General features: G+C 68.3%; 20 protein-coding genes and 1 tRNA gene. 13 read left to right on the forward strand and 8 right to left on the reverse strand.

The window, feature by feature from the left end; genetic code table 11:
* The first annotated feature begins 49 nt into the window (after window positions 1–49).
* On the forward strand, window positions 50–661 hold the full coding sequence (locus IU449_RS12710; RefSeq protein WP_195001987.1) for a hypothetical protein: 612 nt from the start codon (window positions 50–52) through the stop codon (window positions 659–661).
* A 160-nt stretch (window positions 662–821) separates the two neighbouring features.
* Complete coding sequence (locus tag IU449_RS12715) at window positions 822–1,355, forward strand: hypothetical protein (RefSeq protein WP_195001988.1); 534 nt, start codon at window positions 822–824, stop codon at window positions 1,353–1,355.
* Window positions 1,356–1,371: 16 nt separating this feature from the next.
* Here IU449_RS12715 and IU449_RS12720 read toward each other — a convergent pair whose 3' ends face one another.
* On the reverse strand, window positions 1,372–1,833 hold the full coding sequence (locus IU449_RS12720) for a hypothetical protein (RefSeq protein WP_195001989.1): 462 nt from the start codon (window positions 1,831–1,833) through the stop codon (window positions 1,372–1,374).
* A gap of 205 nt (window positions 1,834–2,038) precedes the next feature.
* Here IU449_RS12720 and IU449_RS29480 point away from each other — a divergent pair, with 205 nt between their 5' ends.
* The 5 genes from IU449_RS29480 to IU449_RS12740 all read left to right on the forward strand — a co-directional run bounded on the left by IU449_RS29480 (window position 2,039) and on the right by IU449_RS12740 (window position 5,740).
* Window positions 2,039–2,161, forward strand: a complete 123-nt coding sequence (locus IU449_RS29480; protein ID WP_267468265.1) for a hypothetical protein — start codon at window positions 2,039–2,041, stop codon at window positions 2,159–2,161.
* Window positions 2,162–2,164: 3 nt separating this feature from the next.
* Window positions 2,165–2,392, forward strand: a complete 228-nt coding sequence (locus IU449_RS12725; protein WP_195001990.1) for a DUF6480 family protein — start codon at window positions 2,165–2,167, stop codon at window positions 2,390–2,392.
* 79 nt (window positions 2,393–2,471) lie between these two features.
* Window positions 2,472–3,131 carry a GntR family transcriptional regulator gene (locus IU449_RS12730; RefSeq protein WP_195001991.1) on the forward strand — a complete coding sequence of 220 codons (660 nt, stop codon included), beginning with the start codon at window positions 2,472–2,474 and terminating at the stop codon, window positions 3,129–3,131.
* A complete protein-coding gene (locus IU449_RS12735) occupies window positions 3,131–4,351 on the forward strand; it encodes an MFS transporter (protein WP_195001992.1) in 1,221 nt (406 codons plus the stop codon). Before IU449_RS12730 ends, IU449_RS12735 begins: the two co-directional genes overlap by 1 nt.
* 60 nt (window positions 4,352–4,411) lie before the next feature.
* Window positions 4,412–5,740, forward strand: a complete 1,329-nt coding sequence (locus IU449_RS12740; protein WP_195001993.1) for a serine hydrolase domain-containing protein — start codon at window positions 4,412–4,414, stop codon at window positions 5,738–5,740.
* Between the two features lie 9 nt (window positions 5,741–5,749).
* On the opposite strand, the gene IU449_RS12745 is transcribed toward IU449_RS12740, so the two are convergent.
* Window positions 5,750–7,003 (reverse strand): serine hydrolase domain-containing protein, encoded by a 1,254-nt coding sequence (locus tag IU449_RS12745; protein ID WP_195001994.1) that lies wholly within the window; start codon window positions 7,001–7,003, stop codon window positions 5,750–5,752.
* 90 nt (window positions 7,004–7,093) lie between these two features.
* Here IU449_RS12745 and IU449_RS12750 point away from each other — a divergent pair, with 90 nt between their 5' ends.
* On the forward strand, window positions 7,094–7,519 hold the full coding sequence (locus IU449_RS12750; protein WP_195001995.1) for a nitroreductase/quinone reductase family protein: 426 nt from the start codon (window positions 7,094–7,096) through the stop codon (window positions 7,517–7,519).
* A 103-nt stretch (window positions 7,520–7,622) separates the two neighbouring features.
* Here the strand turns inward: IU449_RS12750 and IU449_RS12755 are convergent, their stop codons facing one another.
* Complete coding sequence (locus IU449_RS12755) at window positions 7,623–8,813, reverse strand: helix-turn-helix domain-containing protein (protein ID WP_195001996.1); 1,191 nt, start codon at window positions 8,811–8,813, stop codon at window positions 7,623–7,625.
* 134 nt (window positions 8,814–8,947) lie between these two features.
* On the opposite strand from IU449_RS12755, the gene IU449_RS12760 reads away from it, so the two are divergent.
* The gene (locus tag IU449_RS12760; RefSeq protein WP_195001997.1) at window positions 8,948–9,241 is read left to right on the forward strand and encodes a hypothetical protein; all 294 of its coding nucleotides are present in this window, start codon (window positions 8,948–8,950) and stop codon (window positions 9,239–9,241) included.
* Window positions 9,242–10,008: 767 nt separating this feature from the next.
* Here IU449_RS12760 and IU449_RS12765 read toward each other — a convergent pair.
* On the reverse strand, window positions 10,009–10,563 hold the full coding sequence (locus IU449_RS12765; RefSeq protein WP_195001998.1) for a hypothetical protein: 555 nt from the start codon (window positions 10,561–10,563) through the stop codon (window positions 10,009–10,011).
* A gap of 387 nt (window positions 10,564–10,950) precedes the next feature.
* Here IU449_RS12765 and IU449_RS12770 point away from each other — a divergent pair, with 387 nt between their 5' ends.
* The gene (locus IU449_RS12770) at window positions 10,951–12,111 is read left to right on the forward strand and encodes a helix-turn-helix domain-containing protein (protein ID WP_195001999.1); all 1,161 of its coding nucleotides are present in this window, start codon (window positions 10,951–10,953) and stop codon (window positions 12,109–12,111) included.
* 265 nt (window positions 12,112–12,376) lie between these two features.
* Here IU449_RS12770 and IU449_RS12775 read toward each other — a convergent pair whose 3' ends face one another.
* Complete coding sequence (locus IU449_RS12775) at window positions 12,377–13,549, reverse strand: helix-turn-helix transcriptional regulator (RefSeq protein ID WP_324188206.1); 1,173 nt, start codon at window positions 13,547–13,549, stop codon at window positions 12,377–12,379.
* Between the two features lie 207 nt (window positions 13,550–13,756).
* On the opposite strand from IU449_RS12775, the gene IU449_RS12780 reads away from it, so the two are divergent.
* Window positions 13,757–14,050 (forward strand): hypothetical protein, encoded by a 294-nt coding sequence (locus IU449_RS12780; protein ID WP_195002001.1) that lies wholly within the window; start codon window positions 13,757–13,759, stop codon window positions 14,048–14,050.
* 227 nt (window positions 14,051–14,277) lie between these two features.
* Here IU449_RS12780 and IU449_RS12785 read toward each other — a convergent pair.
* Both IU449_RS12785 and IU449_RS12790 read right to left on the reverse strand, forming a co-directional pair.
* Window positions 14,278–14,351 (reverse strand) — tRNA-Leu (locus IU449_RS12785).
* Complete coding sequence (locus tag IU449_RS12790; protein WP_228804588.1) at window positions 14,342–14,878, reverse strand: winged helix-turn-helix transcriptional regulator; 537 nt, start codon at window positions 14,876–14,878, stop codon at window positions 14,342–14,344. The genes IU449_RS12785 and IU449_RS12790 overlap by 10 nt, the downstream gene beginning before the upstream one ends.
* A gap of 94 nt (window positions 14,879–14,972) precedes the next feature.
* On the opposite strand from IU449_RS12790, the gene IU449_RS12795 reads away from it, so the two are divergent.
* Together IU449_RS12795 and IU449_RS12800 are read left to right on the forward strand one after the other, a co-directional pair.
* A complete protein-coding gene (locus tag IU449_RS12795) occupies window positions 14,973–15,674 on the forward strand; it encodes an SDR family oxidoreductase (RefSeq protein WP_195002003.1) in 702 nt (233 codons plus the stop codon).
* A gap of 37 nt (window positions 15,675–15,711) precedes the next feature.
* The gene (locus tag IU449_RS12800; RefSeq protein WP_195002004.1) at window positions 15,712–16,137 is read left to right on the forward strand and encodes a tautomerase family protein; all 426 of its coding nucleotides are present in this window, start codon (window positions 15,712–15,714) and stop codon (window positions 16,135–16,137) included.
* A 154-nt stretch (window positions 16,138–16,291) separates the two neighbouring features.
* Here IU449_RS12800 and IU449_RS12805 read toward each other — a convergent pair whose 3' ends face one another.
* Complete coding sequence (locus tag IU449_RS12805) at window positions 16,292–17,806, reverse strand: amino acid permease (protein WP_195002005.1); 1,515 nt, start codon at window positions 17,804–17,806, stop codon at window positions 16,292–16,294.

The raw sequence follows: 17,806 nt of genomic DNA on the forward strand, positions 1-17,806 counted from the left end.
GCCGCGGGATATCGACCGCCCCCGCGCCGCGCGCACTACCATCGGCCCCATGCGTAACAAGACGGCGGTGCTGGTGACAGTGGCGGCGGCAACCCTGGCCTGCGGGGTGCTGGCCGGTTGCAACGACGCCCGGCCCGACGCCGAGCCGAGGACCTCCGCGGCATCGGCCACCTCCGCGACGGCCGCCGTCCCGGCCCCGCTGCGCGAGGCCCCCGTCCCCACCGACGCCGCCCCCAAGCGCGCCGACGCCTCCCCCGATGCCCGGCTGACCGTCGCGGGCGTCCGCATCGGCAGCCACGAAGGGTTCGACCGGGTCGTCTACGACCTCGGCGGCTCGGGCACCCCCGGCTGGGTCGTCGAGTACACCGATCGCGCGGTGCAGGACGGCAGCGGGCGGGAACTCGACGTGGCGGGCGACTCCGTGCTCGAGGTCAGGATCACCGGCTCGGCCTACCCCTTCGACTCCGGCGTGAGCCCGTACTCGGGCCCTGATCCGGTCACCGATCCGGCCGTTCCCGGCATCGTCGGTGTGTCGAGTCCGCTCGTGTTCGAGGGCATCAGCCAATCGTTCATCGGTGTGACCGGCGAACGGCCGGCCTTCTCGGTCACCGCGCTGAGCAATCCCACCCGCCTGGTGATCGACATCGCCACTGCGGGCTGATCGCTGTCGCCACCCCGCTGAGCGGCGCGCCTTCGATATCGGTCCGGTGATCGGTTCGGTCACCGAACCCTGACGAGCCGTGCGGGGGCGAGTACTTTCGGAAGGTCCGGCGCCGCACCGGATCCCCGAGGGGGAGAACGAACAGAAGGGCGGATCAGACATGCGACGTCTCGAACGCATGGGCTTGGTCGCGACGGTGGTGTCCACCGTGAGCGGGTTGGCGCTCGTCGGAGCGTGCTCGAACCAGATCTCGGGCAGGGCCGACGCGGATCCGTCCGAAGTAGCCGCCTACGTCTCCGAGGTGGCCGCGTCGTCGGCGGCGGCGTCCTCGTCGCGGGCGGCCGCCATCGAGCGGGCCGCGGGCACCGCCTGTGACACCTTCGCCGAGAACAACGAGACCGCGGTGGACACCTTCAACGTCTATATCGAGGCCAGCAACAACAATGCCCCCGACCAGGAGGCCAAGGCGAACGCCGCGGTGGCCCAGCTGCGCGCGGGTGCCAGCGCGGTCGAGGCCAAGATCACTCGCGACGTGCCCGCGGCCGTCGCCGACCCGCTGCGCGCCTACCGCGACGACACCAACGCCCTGGCCGACACCCTCGAGCGCCGCGCCGACGTCGACACCCTCAATGCCGCCATCGACAAGTTCAACGCCACCAAGGACGGCGCGCGCGACGCCTGCCGCGCGTACTGAGCCCGCTGCGCGGCGCTCACCAACTCAGTGCCCGCGACCGCTCTCGCAAGTCCGAACGCCGTGCCGCGGCGAGCAATTCGGCGACGAACGGCGCGGGCTGGGGCAGCTGGTAGCCCGGCGGCCACAGCCAGCGCCGCTCGTCACCAGGGGCCGCGCTCGCCTCGCTCAGCACCGGCAGCGCGACTTCTTCGTCCCTGGCGAGGACGCGCGCGCCCGCGTCGGCGAGCAGCACCTGGTGGGCGGGTGCGACCACGGGCATCCCGTCGAGCAGGAAGAACCAGCGGCCCGCTCTCGGGTCGGTGAACACCGGTCCGGCGAGTTGCTCGGGCTGTAACTGGTTCTGCACCACCGCGCCGAGCGCATCGGGCAGCACGATCACTCCGATCGCGCCCACCCGGAGCATCACCTGGCGTCCCGACGAGGAGACCGGAAATCCGTAGGTATCCCGATAGGTCAGGTAGCTGTGCCGCACCGCCATCGAAGTCCACCTTCACATTCGCTCGTGACCGAGAGTGACCCGTAACACATACACGGGTTCGGACTCGATCGTGGCCGGATCGGTGGTGCAGGACAACAGGTTGTCCCATCAATGGGACGATCACCAGCGAACCCGGGCGGACGCCGGGACCCGACACAACGGTCCGAGGCCGATTGACCCTTCCGAACGGGGGTACGCGCCGTGCATGGAGATACTCGTGATCGTCGGAATCGCCGTGCTGGTGGGCGCGGTGGTCCTGTCCCGCAAGGCCAAGGGCCGCGGTAGCGAGCCGGGCACCCCGGAGGTTCCCGGCAACGACGGGAAGTGAGTCATGTCGATGGATCCTGATCCGGACCGCACCCCCGATCTCGAACCCGGCGGCGGCGTCGCGCCGGGCTCGACTCCGCCGGACACTCCGCAGACCTCGGGGCTGTCCGCACCGGAACCGCGCACCAGCAACACTTTCCCGCCGACCGGCGTCGGCGCGGTCGCGCTGATCGTCATCCTGGCCGTGGTGTTCCTGATCGCGGCCATCGGGATCATCCTCACGATCATCTGACCCGCCGCGCGCGCTCGGCGTACCCGCTGGGTGGCCGATCCGACGGATCGGCCACCCTCGAGCGTGCCCACACGGCCGCATGTCTAAGATACAACTTGTGTCTAAGACGTATTCATCGGCTGAATCAGCCTACCGGGCCGTCAAGGAGCGCATTCTCTCCGGCGGCCTGACCGGTGGCGAGCTGATCAGCGAGGGCGAGATAGCGGCCGAGCTGGGCACCTCGCGCACCCCGGTCCGCGAGGCGTTCCTGCGTCTGGAAACCGAGGGGTGGATGAAGCTCTACCCCAAGCGCGGTGCGCTCGTGGTGCCGGTTCCCCCCGACGAGGCCGAGCACGTCGCCCACGCGCGCTACGTCGTGGAGACCGCCGCCGTGCGCGCCGTCACCTCGGGTGATCCCGCCACGCTGAGCGCGGAGCTCACCGCCAACATCGCCAGGCAGCGCGAGCTGGCCGAGGCGGGCGATCTGGAAGCCTTCGCCCTGGCCGACACCGACTTCCATCGCGGCTACGTCGTCGCGGGCGGCAACCCCCTGCTCACCGACTTCTACGATTCGCTGCGCGAGCGCCAGCGCCGGATGAACAGCCTCGCGCTGCGCCGCGGCCCGCTCGACATCGCACAGATCATCGACCAGCACGTCCACCTCGCCGGCCTCATCGCCGCTCGCGACGCGGACGGTTTCGCGACGGCGCTCGTCGAGCACTTCGCCGGCGTGCACCAGCTGGAACTACGGGGCCTGTGATGACGGTGACGACTTCGGCGCGCACCCGCCACACCGCTGCCCAGGTCCACCGGCGGGCCTGGTGGGGCGTGGCCGCCGCCGTCTTCGCGATCGCGTGGGGCGGCAACGAGTTCACCCCACTGCTGGTCATGTACAAGAACGACGGCCTGCCCGGCACCGCCGTCGACCTGCTGCTGTTCTACTACGTGCTCGGCATCGTGCCCGCGATGCTGATCGGCGGCCCGCTCTCGGACCGCTTCGGCAGGCGCACCCTGCTGCTGCCCGCTCCGCTGATCGCGGCGACCGGTTCGCTGCTGCTGGCCTGCGGCGGCGGCTCGGTGGCACTGCTCGCGCTGGGGCGGGTACTCTCCGGCGTGGCGCTGGGCCTGGCGATGGCCGTCGGCGGCAGCTGGCTGAAGGAACTGTCCCCGCCCGGGCGCGGTCCTCGTCGCTCCGCGATGAGCCTGACCGGCGGCTTCGCCGTCGGTGCGGGAGTGGCGGGCGTGCTCGCGCAGTGGGGTCCGCTGCCGGACGTGCTGCCCTATCTGGTCAATGCGACCCTGTGCCTGGGCGCGGCCGCCTGGATCGCCGACGCGCCGGAGACCGTGGCGCGGCGCGACGGCCGGGACGGCCTGCTGTCGGAGTTGGCGATCCACGGCCTGCGCGAGCCACGCTTCCGGCAGGTCGTGCTGCCGACCGCGGTGTGGGTGTTCGCGTGCAGCGCCACCGCCTACGCGGTGCTGCCGAGCCTGATGGCCGAGCAGGTCCCGGGCGCGCCGATCGCCTTCTCCGCCCTGCTCACCGTGATCACACTGGGGTGTGGTTTCGCCATCCAGTCGGCGGCCAGACGCATCGACCGGCCCGGCACCGCCCGCGCCTCGGTGGTCGGTCTGCTGCTGGTGATCTGCGGTCTGCTCATGGCCGCGTTCACCTTCGGCACGCTCACCCTCTGGGCGGCGATTCTCACCACGGTCGTGCTCGGCGCCGCCTACGGCATCACCCTGGTCGCGGGCCTGCAGGAAGTCGATCGGATGGCCGGTCCGCGCGATCTGGCCGGGCTCACCGCGGTCTTCTACTCGCTCGCCTACCTCGGCTTCGGCCTGCCCGCCCTGCTGTCGGCGCTGAACGAGCGCTTCGGTCTCGGCTACCCCGTCATGTACCTGGGGTTGGCGTGCCTGGCCGCGTGTTGCCTTCCCGTCGTGCTGCGCAACTACCGGAACGCAATCGTGCCCATTCCGTAACGTCGTCCCGCCTCTCCCGATGTGATGGTGAACCACCGGACCGAGGGATGTGGACAACGCATGCGATCACTCAAATCCATTGCGGCACTTGCTATCACATGTGCGGCTCTGACGGTAGCCACCATTTCCACGGGCACGCTCGCCGCTCCGGCGCCCGCCGCCGCCGACGGCCTGAAGCACTGCGCGCCGCCACAAGGCCGGGAGTTCGAGTCCGCCACACCGGAAGAGGTCGGCATCGACTCGGCCGCCCTGGCGCGGGCGATGGTCGCCATGGACAATCCGACCCGGTTGAACATCAAGCTGTTCCGCAACAACTGCCTGATCGCGACCGGCGCGGGCAACGACCGTTCCGCCGACCTGCCGTGGAATCTGTGGAGCGCCACCAAGAGCGTGCTCTCGCTGGTCGCGGGCATCGCCGTCGATCAGGGCAAGCTAGGTCTGGACACCCCGATCGGCGCCTACCTACCCGAGGGCCTCGGCAGTGCCGAACACCGGGCGATCCTGGTGCGCAATATGCTCACCGAGTCCTCCGGGATGGATGTCGCGGTGCTCTCCGAGGGCATCACCGGCATCACCGGCCTGGACTCCAATGTGGTCGCCCAGGCGCTGGGCACCCCGGTCGTGCACGAGCAGGGCACCACCTACGGCTACAGCCAGCGCGGCGTCGATCTGCTCGCCTACGTCGTCTCCCGAGCGGTCGGGGAAGACCTGCAAACCTACGCCCAGCGGGAACTGTTCGCCCCGTTGGGCATCGACCCCGCCACCTATCACTGGGCCCGCGACCGCAGCGGCAACACCTACGGTCACGCGCACCTGCTGATGTCTCCCGACGATTTCGCCAAGATCGGCCTGCTGGTGGCCGACCGGGGCCGGTGGGGCGACCGGCAGATCGTCTCGTCGGAGTATCTGACCGCGGCGGCCCAGCCCTCACCGTCGATGAGTTGCTGGGGTTTCCTGTTCGTGGTCAACGGCGAGAAATGCGAGTCGGAGTTCGCCGGCCTGCCCAAGGATTCGCTGAAGATGTCCGGCATGCTGCGCCAGGACAACTTCATCGTCCCCAGCCTCGGCATGGTGCTGAGCTGGACCGGTGTGACCGTGCCCGGCAGCGCGGTCAGCTACCCGCACGATTCGCTGCGCGCCGTCACCGCCGCCTTCCGCGATCCGGTGCTGCCCGATCCCGGCGACTACGTGCCCGCCCCCGACGTCAACCTGTTGGACCCGCGCATGACCGACCCGACCGCCACTTTCGCCGCCCTGGGTCTCGGCCCCTACGCCTACCCCGGCTGCGACCCCATAGTCTGCCTCGGTAAGCCGCTGCCCCCGCCGTTCGCCGACTGGCCGCGCGGGTGCGTGATCCTCGGCTGCTTCACCCCGCGCCCGAACGACTGAGCCGGGACCTCACAGGTCGAACACCCGATCGGCCGGGACCAGCGGAGCCAGTCGCGCGGAGATCAGCGCGACCAACCGCGCCGGCCGATCCCCGTCGATCCTGGCCTTCCCACTGGTCAGGAAGGCACAGGCGAGACCGCGCGCCGGATCGGCCCAGCCGTACTGGGTGGTCAGGCCGCTGCGCCCGAAATGCGCCTCGGTGTCGCGACCGAACTTCGAGCGTTTCGCGCCGAGTTCGTATCCGCCACACGACACCCGCCCCGCCACTCCCGGCAGCCGGGGGGCGGGGCGCGCGGCCGCCCTGATCGCCTCCGCCGACAGCATCCGCACGCCGTCGAGTTCGCCGCCGCGCGCAAGGATTTCGTAGAACCGCGACAGCTCCTCGGCTGTGGTGACCAGATTGCCCGAGGGCAGTTCCGCGGTCAGGAAGCCGCGCAGCTTCTCCCCTGTCACCCGCCCGTCCATTCCCCCGCCGAGTGCCTTGCGCGCCAGGAAGGTGGAGACCTTCGTGGCGGGCGGCCCGGTCTTCACGCTCGGCACCACCGCCGCGACGTCCTCCGCCGCGACTCCGAAGTTGTTCCACCGAAAACCCAACGGCCGCAACACACGTTCGGCCAGGTGCTCCCGCATGCGCTTGCCGGTGGCCGCCTGGACCACCGCCCGCTGGATCAGCCCGCCGGTCAGCGCGTGATACACCCGGAACCGTCCCGGCGGCCAGCTCGGTTTCAGATCCACCAGCCCCTGGAGCGCCAGCTCCTCGTCCACGACCAGTTCCGAGCCCCGATACGGTGGCGTCACGAACGGGATCCCCGCCGAATGCGACAGCACGTCACCGATGGTGATGCGCCCCTTGCCATTCGCCTCGAACCCCGGGATGTAGTCGGCCACCGGGTCCGTGACCGCGAACGCCCCGTCCTCGATCAGCATGGCCGTGACCGCCGCCGCCACCCCCTTGGCGGTCGAGAACCCGCAGAACGGCGACTCCGTCGTGACCGGCACCTTCTCCGCCTCGGGCCCGTCCTTCGGGGCATTGCCCCGCTCGTGCCCGATCGCCCGGTTCAGCACGATCTTCCCATTGCGCCGCAGACACACCTGGATCGCCGGCGAGGTCCCCATTCGGTACCAGTCCTGCACGAAGTCCCACACCGCGTCCACATCGGCCCGGCGCAGCCCGGCCTCGGCCGGGTCGTCCTCGTGACCGACACAGGTCACGGAATCGAGGTCGTCGGCGATCGGCACCAGCGCGGGGGCGTCTGCACTCATTTCCGCCAGGATAGTCGCGCGGCGAACCACCGTGTTCGCTGTCGGCGTTGCGCCCTCGACGCCGTGACCGGGATGCGACAGGATCTCCTCATGCCCAGCGACCGCGTCCTCAAGCTGCAGAACACCCTGCACCGTGCCCTGCTGAAGCTCACCGGAGGAAGGGTCGGCCGCAGCTTGGGCGGCATGCCCACCCTCGAACTCACCACCACCGGCCGCAAGTCCGGCCGCCCCCACAGCGTCCTGCTGACCGCCCCCATCGTCGACGGCGACACCCTCGTGGTCGTGGCCTCCCGCGGCGGCGACCCGATCCACCCCGCCTGGTTCCTCAACCTCCGCGACAATCCCACCGTCGAGGTGTCGGTCCAGCAGGGGCCACGCAAGGCGATGACCGCCCACATCGCGACTCCGGAAGAACGCGCCGAACTCTGGCCCAGGGTGGTCGCCGCCTCGGACTTCTACGCCGGTTACCAGCGCAAGACCACCCGCGAGATCCCTCTGGTACTCCTGAGGCCGTGATCGTCGCCCTCGGCCGGGTGGCCGAGTTCGCCTCCCGGCCGGGCTGCGCACAACCGGCATGTCATGCGGATGCTCCCACCCCCGCGGCCCGCGGCAGCGGTCGCTAGATCTTGATGTCGGCCCACTTGGCGAAACTCGCCAAGGCGTCGGTTCCCCGGCGCGTGTGAGCGAGCACGCGCACGGTCTCGTGGACCTGGGGATGGTTGCGAGTCAGTTCAGGGGCGACCTTGCGGGCTTCGGTCAGGCTCGAAAGCGCGCGGTGTTTGTCGCCGTGGAGCAGCCATGCGCGAGAAACGTCTATCCAGTGATGGCCGGCGCGCGACGGGGCGACCGACGCCGGTAGCCGGATCTGCTCGGCACGGGCAACCGCGGTGGCGCCATCGGAGAGCTCGACCGGGACGGCCACGGCGTGAATCGCGACATTCGGCAACTGGAACTGTGTGTCGTAGTCCTCGAATCCCGCGGGCGCGGTGATCGCCTCACCGATCCGGCGCGCTTCGCGAAGGTGCTCGTCGGCGGTATCGCCGTCGAGCGCGCGAGCAGACAGGATCGCGCCGCGCAGATGCAGCGCACCCCGTACAGCGAGCAGCCCCGGTGTGGTGGACAGGTGCTCGCTCGAGTCGCGGGCGCGGTCGATGACACGCACACCGCTGGCGTAGGCGCCGGAGTACAGCAGGATCAGCGCGCGGTGATAGTCCGCGGCGATGGGCCAGACCGGATCGCCGCTGCGTTCGGCTGCCCAGACACACCGCTCGGCGGCCAGTCCGGCAAGGTCGAGGTACCCGTAGCGGTAGGCCATCGACGAGGCACGGTTGTAGGCGCGGGCGAGCGTCGCGTGGATTCGCTCGAATCGGCGGCCCGGCTGTTCGTCGGCGGCCAACACATGCAGCCCGTGAATCACATCGGGCAGCTCGGCGGTCAGGTCACCGTATCGTGCCCGGCGCATCGCTTCGACCACTCGCTCGAGCGCGGCGCTGAGCTCCTCGAGCGAGCGCGGATCGATGATCGGTTCATCGTTGAACGCCAGCAACTTTCGGCGCAGCTCGCGAATGGTGGCGTGCGCGGCGGCGTCGTCGCGAACCGAGATATAGGGCTGGCCGGTCAAGTCCTCGATGTTCACGCCGAGCGCGTGCGCGACGGCAGCGATGAACGCCGGTGATGCCGGACGCGAACCCTGCTCGACCTTGCGCAACAGCGATAGCGACACGTTGGCCTTCAACGCGAGCTGCGTTTGCGTGAGTCGCGCGAACTTGCGCGCCCTGGCAGTCCGATCCCCTATCCCGGCGTCGTCCATCTCTCCACGGTGACACACGCTGTGCCACTTCGCAGAAGCACCGACCGACAGGGTTGAACCACCACCCGCCGCCGGGTCGAGCGCGGCGCTCCTCGGCGGCGGGTGTCACCAACAACGCCAGGGGAAGGCAGGGGATGAACGCGCTCGGATGGATAGACCCGTGCTCACCGACACCGCAATGGGATACCGCGCAGATACGCCGGTTGGCACGCCGGTTGGGGTATCCGCTTCGGTGGGCCGATCCCGCTTCCGCCCTCGGACTGGTCGAGCAGGTCGAGGCCGCCGGAGCCGAGGTGGTCCTGTTGTCGTCGTCGGCCCATATCGACGTCGTGACATTGGATCGGTTGATGTCGTGCGCCGACGTCGAATGCGCGGCGCCGCGAGCATCGTTCGGCCGCTGGTCACCATTGAGCGGGGTGCGCCGGTGACCGGGACGGACATCGGACTCGCCTTCGTGATCGCGCTGCCTCTCGCGGTCGTCGCAGCCATGATCTTCTGGCCGTCCGACTACGACTGAGATCCGGCAGGGGGCGGGACGGAGCACGCCGACACTACCGCTCATGGCAAGTTTCAGGGTCACGACATCGTTGGTCGTCACAGGTCATATTGCGCGACTGAAAGGCAGCCGTTGGCGCGGTTGGCCCGAGTCGGCGCTGGTACGGACGCGCTCGCCTTCATCTCAGACCGAGGCTCGTCAATCCGTCACCGTCAGCACGAGCAAAGCACCATGGGATTGTGCACTCAGCACGAAATGATCGGAGGTGTCGGCGTAACAGGTCTGCAGTACAAAGCTCGACCGCACGGCGACTCGGATCGTCCCGAGGTGTTCTTAGATCGCCGTCGCAAGTGCCTGAACTTCCTCGCGTGTCAGCCGGGCATGGTCGCGAAGATGCCCTGACTTCATGCTGCCGATGGACGCGTGCAGCAATCGGTCAGCATTCGGCCAGCTTGATCCGGTTGAACGGGATCGGCACGAGCCGCCGCACGATATCGGGTAAGGGTTCGCGCAGCGGGAATCCACTGACGAGCGGGACAACGGAGCCGTGGTCGATCCGCGAAGTCGTGATCGATAGCCGATATTGCCTTTCGATCGGACACGTCATTCGGCGAGTGCGCGCTGCACGATTGTCACCAGCGCATTATCCGGGCACCCGACACAGAGTCGCTAGAATAGCCCGACAGGTAAGCACAGCAGCTATTCTCTCAGCAGGACCTCAAGAGTGGCGTACGCCTTGTTCACCTCATCGACAAGAACGGCCAGCTTAGGAAATTCATCGTCAAGGACATTCCAATCACAATTTATTGCACAATCCACCGAAATTGTGAGAACCTCGACAAAGTGGTGAATCGATTCTTGAATATGACCATAGTAGACAACAGGGTCGCGAATCGGCTGACTGCCGCTCGGAATACGACGCACAAACAAGGACCGCTCCGGTTCCGGCCCGTAATCCGGGTCGCCGAGGCCAGCACCTCTGCGAATGAGATCAGCGGAATGGAGCACCAGATTGTCGAAATTGCTGCGTCGCGCAGCTTTCCTGCCTACCTTCGTGAACTCTTCGACCAGGTAGCCAAGATAGTGACTCTCCGGCTTCTCCCAACGTAGGCGCCCGACACGATCAGCTATCCAGCGTGCCCGATCTCCGACTCCCCGCAGCTCAGCGACTTCTCGATCCCACTCTGACACCAACTCGTTGAGTGGGCTGCCGTCCAATTCATCCCGTTCACCATCGAGCATAGCGCCTCCCATTTTACGAATCCTACTCGGGTGCAGCGTAGTTCAGGATACCGATCCGATCCAGGGCGTAGCTCGGCTTGACGAAGACTGATGGTGGTATTGGCGGTTCTCGTTGACCAGCCCCCCGGAATAGAGCCGGTGATTTCGTTCTGTGTTCAGGCAGCCCGCGAGCCAGCGGGTATCGGGTATTGGCGCAGCGCGCTCGGAGCGGAACCTATCAAACCAGACGAGGGCGGCGTTGAGGACACTCGACGTCGAGGGCAGGTCGAGTTCGATTCGCCCCTGCGTCGAGTGGTTGTCGACAACTATCGCCCCGCGTGAGGTCTGGAAGGGACAGCCGGGGGACAACCGAAGGCCAGCCGAAGGACAGCCGAGCGGGATCGCCTTACCCTCGATGACATGAGCGAGTACGTCGGTCAACGGGTCGCCTTGGAGCGCAGGATCGCCGGGCTGAGCCAGCAAGCCCTGGCCACCCGCGCGGCCTACAGCCTCAGCATGATCAAGGCCGTCGAACAAGGACGTGAGCCGGCCTCCCCTGGTTTCATCTCCGCCGTGGCGCGCGCACTTCGCATTCTGCCCGAACAGCTCACGGGCGCACCGTACGACGACGGCAAGCCACTCTCCGATGCGATCAACGAGCTGTCGGTGCTGCTGGCCGAGGGCCGCCACGCCCGCGCCGTCGATCCTGGCCCGCTGTCACAGATCGCGGCCGATATAGCGGCGGCGCAACAGCTTTACCGCAGTGACCGCACCCGCCAAACCATCGAGGCGCTGCCCGGCATCATCCGGCGGCTGCACGGCGCGATGGGGGAGCTGGACGGCGACGAAAAGGCCCGCGCTTACACACTGCTGACGGCGGCGTATGTCCTGGCGGAGTGGTCGGCGCGGCGGGCAGGCCACCTCCTGCTGACACTCCCCGCATTGGACCTAGCCGACACCTACGCACCGCTGGCCGATGATCCATACTGGGGTGCATTCTCGATCTTGGCCCGTGCCCGGGTGCTCACCCACTACGGCGAGTCCGGGGTGGCGGGTCAGCTGATCGAGTCCACCATGTCGGTGGCAGACGAGACACGTGCGGGCCTGGTACTGGCGGGGTACTCCCATCTCGCCGCTGCGGTGAACGAGGCGCGGAAGCTCAACTACTCCGGCGCGGTGGACCACATCGGTGCCGCACGTGAGATCGTCTCCCACACAGGCCAAACCGATCTCTACATGACCGCGTTCAGCCCTCTGAATGTCGATATCCACGCCCACGCGATCGAATTGGAAGCAGGCGATCCGCACCGTGCCGCGCACGAGGGAGCCATACTCACCTACCCTTCCGACGCTCCACCGACCAGAATCGGCCATCACTGGCAGGACAACGCCCGCGCCTGGCTCATGGCGGGCAAGGCCGACAAGGCCCTGGCCGCGCTGAACAAGGCTCGTGCTGCGGCCCCTCAGCAGACCCGCCTGCATCCCAGCGTGCGGGAGACTGTGCAGGGGATTGCCTCACTGCAACGGCGTCAGAGCGAAGGGCTCGTCGGGTTCGCATCCTGGCTCGGGGCCGTCCTGTAGGTACACGCTCTACGCCCGGAGGGAGGACGTTTTCCCGGCTCCGGCCGGGCAGAACCTTCACAACGTCTCAGCTTGTCCGCCCTCGAGCGATTGCGAACAGCTGCAGATGACGACTCGGAGCCGCAAACGGAATCCCGTCCGTAGCCGATCACCGAGAATGACGCTGCCGCCGGCTCCACCCATACAGCGCCGCCATGCGCATCCGGCTTGATCCAGACACGACAGCACCGGGAATGCGCAGGCTACTGCCTGCAAGCCGTGGTCGTCAGATCTTGACGTTCACCCACCGGGCGAAGCTCGCGAGGCTGTCGGTGCGCCGCCGCTCGGCCGCTGCGACCGCGTGCAGGGTCTCACGCACGGACGGGTGGAGTCGGGTCTGTTGCGGCGCCACAGCGCGCGCGGCGTTCAGCGCGCGTAGCGCCTTATCCGGCTGGCCGACGAGCACCCACGCGCGCGCCACGTCCTGCCAGTGGTGGCCTGCGCGCGGCGGGGCGATGCCCGCGGGCAGCACCATCGCCGAGCCTTCGCGCGCCGCACGGTCGGGGTCGCCGGATTCGAGCGCGACGGCGCACGCATGGATGCCGACGTTTCCGGGGCCGAACAGGGTGCCGTAGAGGTCGGACTCTCCGGGCATCGCCGGGGCGATCCGGCGCGCGTGTTCGATGTGCTCGGCCGCGATATCCGGCCGACACCCGCGGGCGGCGACGATCGCGCCGCACAGGTGTCCGTAGCCGCGTACCGCGTTCGCGGCTTCGCTGTCGCCCTCGATGTCGTCGAGCGCGTTCTCCACCAGAGCTAGGCCGGTGTCCGTTCCGTTGTGATACATCAGGATTCGCGCGCGCTTGATCTTGGCTTGTGCCGAGTACAGCGGATCGTCGGCGACGGCGGCCGTCCACTCGAGGCGATCGAGCACGGCCGGGGCGAGGTGGGTGAATCCGAAGCGTCGACACAGCCGTTCCGCGGTGACGTATGCGGCCGACAACAGTGAAGCGACCTTGCCGCGGTCGTCGTCGCTCGCGGCGTGCAGTGCGCCGTAGAGCTGACGCAGCAGCACCGGCAGGCGGGAGAGCGCCAGGCGGCCCTTATCGTTGCGGTACGCCGCGTCCACCGCGGCCATCTCGGTGGCGAGTTCGGCCAGCGGCGGCGGGTCGACACCGCGCACATACGGCCCCTCGGCGAGCAGGGCGCGCAGTTCGGCCAGACCGTCGAGCAGACCGCCTTCCTCGATGATGTCGTAGTACGGGGCGCCGGTCAGATACTCCGGTTCGACTCCGAGGACCGCGGCGACCGCGGCGACGAATCCCGGTGAGGCCGGTTCCCGGTTCTGTTCGACAGCGCGCACCATCGAGACGCTGTATTTCGCGCGCTGCGCGAGCTGCACCTGCTTCAGGCCGGCGAGCTTGCGCAGGCCGGCGATGCGGTCCCCTGTGGTAGTCACCGCGGAACCTCCGATGTTCGGGGGCGGTCTCTCACGTTGGTACACATCGAGCCTAACCGAGTTACGCCTGGTCATCCCGGCTCTGTCACTCGACTGTCACTCCCCGACAACGATTCCCGCGACGCTGGGCCGCAACACCCGCCGCCGGGTCGAGCGCGGTGCTCCTCGGCGGCGGGTGTCACCACCGACACCAGGGGAAGGCAGGGGATGAACGCGCTCGGATGGATAGACCCGTGCTCGCCGACACCGCAATGGGATACCGCGCAGATACGCCGGTTGGCACGCCGGTTGGGGTATCCGCTTCGGTGGGCCGATCCCGCTTCCACCCTCGGACTGGTCGAGCAGGTCGAGGCGGCCGGAGCCGAGGTGGTCCTGTTGTCGTCGTCGGCCCACATCGACGTCGTGACATTGGACCGCCTGATGTCGCGCGCCGACGTCGAATGCGCCGCGCCACGAGCATCGTTCGGCCGCTGGTCACCATTGAGCGGGGTGCGCCGGTGACCGGGACGGACATCGGACTCGCCTTCGTGATCGCGCTGCCTCTCGCGGTCGTCGCAGCCATGATCTTCTGGCCGTCCGACTACGACTGAGGTCCGCCGGCGGGGTCTGGGCACGCCGAAACCCCAGCTCGTGGCTACGGCGGGCAGGAAAGTACGGGATCGGCGGCCCACCGGCGCGAGGCCGACCGGTCGCGGTTTTCGTCCGCGAAGGCAGCACCTGTTCTCCGGTGCCCCCAGTCGGACTCGAACCGACACTGTGCGGATTTTAAGTCCGCTGCCTCTGCCAATTGGGCTATAGGGGCGTGGGCTCAGAGTACCCAGCCGTACGAGCGTCCTGAGAGCGGGCACGGTCCTGCCGTCGATCCGGATTCAGCCGGATCTCGATCCGGTCGGGCTCGGCGTCCTCGACCGGGTCGGCGGTGACGCGGACGCGGACGGGGCGCCCGGTGCCGGTTTCGACGAACGACAACGGCGGGCGGCCGCCTTGGAGGTGCTTGTCACCCCACTGCATCAGCGACAGGAAGACCGGCAGGAGGTCTTGGCCCGCCTCGGTCAGCCGGTACTCCTGGCGGGCGCGGCTGCCCGGTTCCCGATAGGGCACGCGGGTGACGATGCCCGCGGACTCCAACTGTTTGAGCGCCCGGGAGATGGCCGGGGCGGAGGTGCCTACACGGGTGACGAAATCCTCGAATCGTGTGGTCCCGTAGAAGAACTCGCGTACCACAAGAAACACCGTCTTGGTGCTCAGTAGTTCCAGCGCACGCTCGGCCGAGCAACCGTCGCCGATCGACCAGGCGCCCCGGTCGCGCAAACGCTCCTCGAACTCCATCGCCATGCCGACCATTCTAACTAACGGTTGCGTTAGCCACGCGTGTCGTGCTCTCATCTAACTAACGACATCATTACTCAGATGGAGGACAGAGATGGTCGAGATAGCTGGCCAAGTGGCCGTGGTGACAGGCGGGCGGCGCGGGCTCGGCGCGGCGCTGGTCGAGGAGTTGCTGGCGCGCGGAGCGCGGAAGGTGTACTCCACGGCGCGCTCGGAGTTCGCCGACGAGCGGCCGGAGGTGGTCACCGCCGAGCTCGAGGTCCGCTCGGCGGAAGCGGTGGCGGCGCTGGCGGCACTGGCGGGCGACGCCGAGATTGTGTTCAACAACGCGGGCGTACTGGTGCCCGAGGCATTGCTGACCGGCGATCTCGCGGGCATCACCGAGACCTTCGAGGTCAACACACTCGGTCCGTTGCGAGTGGCGCGGGCGTTCGCGCCGATCCTGGCCGCCAACGGCGGAGGCGCGCTGGTGAACATGCACTCCGTGCTGTCCTGGCTGGCCGGAAGCGGGGCCTACGGCGCGTCCAAAGCGGCGGCGTGGTCGGTGACGAATTCGCTGCGCCTCGAGCTGGCACGGCAGCACACGCAGGTGGTCGGTGTACACGCGGGGTTCATCGACACCGAGATGGTGGCCGCGATCCCCCGGCCCAAGGCCACGCCCGCCGAGATCGCCGCGCGCATCCTCGACGGGCTCGAAGCGGGCGAGAGCGAAGTGCTCGCCGACGACGTCACCGTCGCCGTCAAAGCCGCGTTGGGCGGGCCGGTCGAACGGCTGACCTTCGCCGCCGCCGGCTGAACCACATCATCCATCGATCGAAGGAGAACGAACCGCCATGCCTTTGTGGAGCATCCACCACACGCCCGGCATTTTCACCACCGAGCAGAAGCACGCGCTCGCCGCGCACATCACCGACCACTACGAGCAGGTCGGGCTCCCCCGGTTCTACGTGATCACGCTGTTCCACGAGATCCGGCCCGCGGACTTCTTCGTCGGCGGCGAACCGACCGAGGTCGGCGTCCGGATCGTCATCGACCACATCGCCCGGGCCGCGCCCGATCAGGAGTCGCGCAAGCAGACCGCCCGCTGGATCAACCGCATGCTTCGGCCCCACCTCACCGGGCGCACAGGGCTGCACTGGGAGTTCCACGTGGACGAGACCAGCGCGGACTTGTGGATGATCAACGGGATCGCGCCGCCACCGGGCGGTTCCGAGGCCGAGCGTAGCTGGGCGCGGCACAACGCCACCTCGCCCTACTGAACCTCGGTCACCTCGGCGGCGATGTCGATCGACACCTCGGCCCGGGCCACGCACGATCGGATCCCCGGCCCTGTCGAAGGTCGCCCTGCCGAGGACCGGCCCCTGCCGATCGATCGGCGCGGCGTGCAGCCCGCACCTCGATTCCAGCCGGAGCTCAGGCGGGGTCTGTGCGGAGCTCCACGTCGGCGGCGGTCGCCGACAACTGCTTGCCGAGCAGCGAGTGGCGGCGGCTGTAGACGAAGTAGACCAGCAGGCCGAGCCCCATCCAGACGACGAAGCGGATCCAGGTCTCGATGGAGAGGTTGACCATCAGCCACAGGCAGGCCAGCACGGCCAGGATCGGCAGGACCGGCACCCAGGGGACGCGGAAGCCGCGGGGCAGGTCGGGACGGGTGCGGCGCAGGATGATCACCCCGACGGCCACGAGGACGAAGGCGAACAGGGTACCGATATTGACCATTTCCTCGAGAGCGCCCATGTCGACGAAACCGGCGAGAACGGCGCAGGCGATGCCGACGATCACCGTCAGGCGGACGGGGGTGCCATGCCTACCCGTGTGGGCGAGCTTGCGCGGCAGCAGACCGTCACGGGACATCGCGAACAGCACCCGGGTCTGGCCGAGGTAGAGGACCATGACGACGGTGGTCAGACCGGCCAGCGCGCCGATGGAGATGATCTTCTCGGCCCAGGTGACGCCGTTCAGGGCGAAGGCGGTGGCCAGCGTCGCGTCGGTGCCCTGGAGTTCGGTGTAGGACACCATGCCGGTGAGGATCAGGGCGACGGCGACATAGAGCACGGTGACGATGGCCAGGGAGCCGAGGATGCCGCGCGGGATGTCGCGTTGCGGGTTCTTGGTCTCCTCGGCGGTGGTGGCGACGACGTCGAAGCCGATGAAGGCGAAGAAGACCAGGCTGGCCGCGGCGAGCAGGCCGTACCAGCCGAAGGTGCTGTTGCCCGCTCCGGTGAGCCAGGAGAACAGCGACTGGTGGATGCCGGTGTCGCCTTCGCCGGGCTGCGAGGGCGGTACGTAGGGCGAGAGGTTGTCGATGTCGAAGTAGGCCAGGCCGACGGCGATCACCAGGGCGATCACGCCCAGCTTGATGGCCACGGCCAGCGCCGAGACCCGCGAGGAGATCTTGGTGCCGATGGCCAGCAGCACACACAGCACGGCGATGAGAAGCACAGCGCCCCAGTCGAAGCGGATGCCGCCGAGGGAGACGGTGGTCGATATGTCGCCGAGGACCGAGCCGAGGTACTGCGACCAGCCCTTGGCGACCACGGAGACCGCGAGCGCGAATTCCAGGATCAGATCCCAGCCGATGATCCAGGCCACGAATTCACCGAAGGTGGCGTAGGAAAAGGTGTAGGCGCTACCCGCCACCGGGACCGTCGAGGCGAATTCGGCGTAGCAGAGGGCGGTCAGGCCGCAGGCGACGGCGGCGAAGACGAAGGCCAGCGACACCGAGGGGCCGGCGACATTGCCCGCGGTGCGGGCGGTGAGCGTGAAGATACCGGCGCCGACGACGACGGCGACACCGAAGATGGTCAGGTCCCAGGCGGTGAGGTCTTTGCGCAGTTTGGAGTCGGGCTCGTCGGTGTCGCGGATCGACTGCTCCACCGATTTCACGCGCAGCCGATGGGCGGCACTGCCTTTGTAGGGGGTCGACAT

Origin of the sequence: Nocardia higoensis (genome assembly GCF_015477835.1) — a bacterium.
GTDB lineage: Bacteria > Actinomycetota > Actinomycetes > Mycobacteriales > Mycobacteriaceae > Nocardia > Nocardia higoensis_A.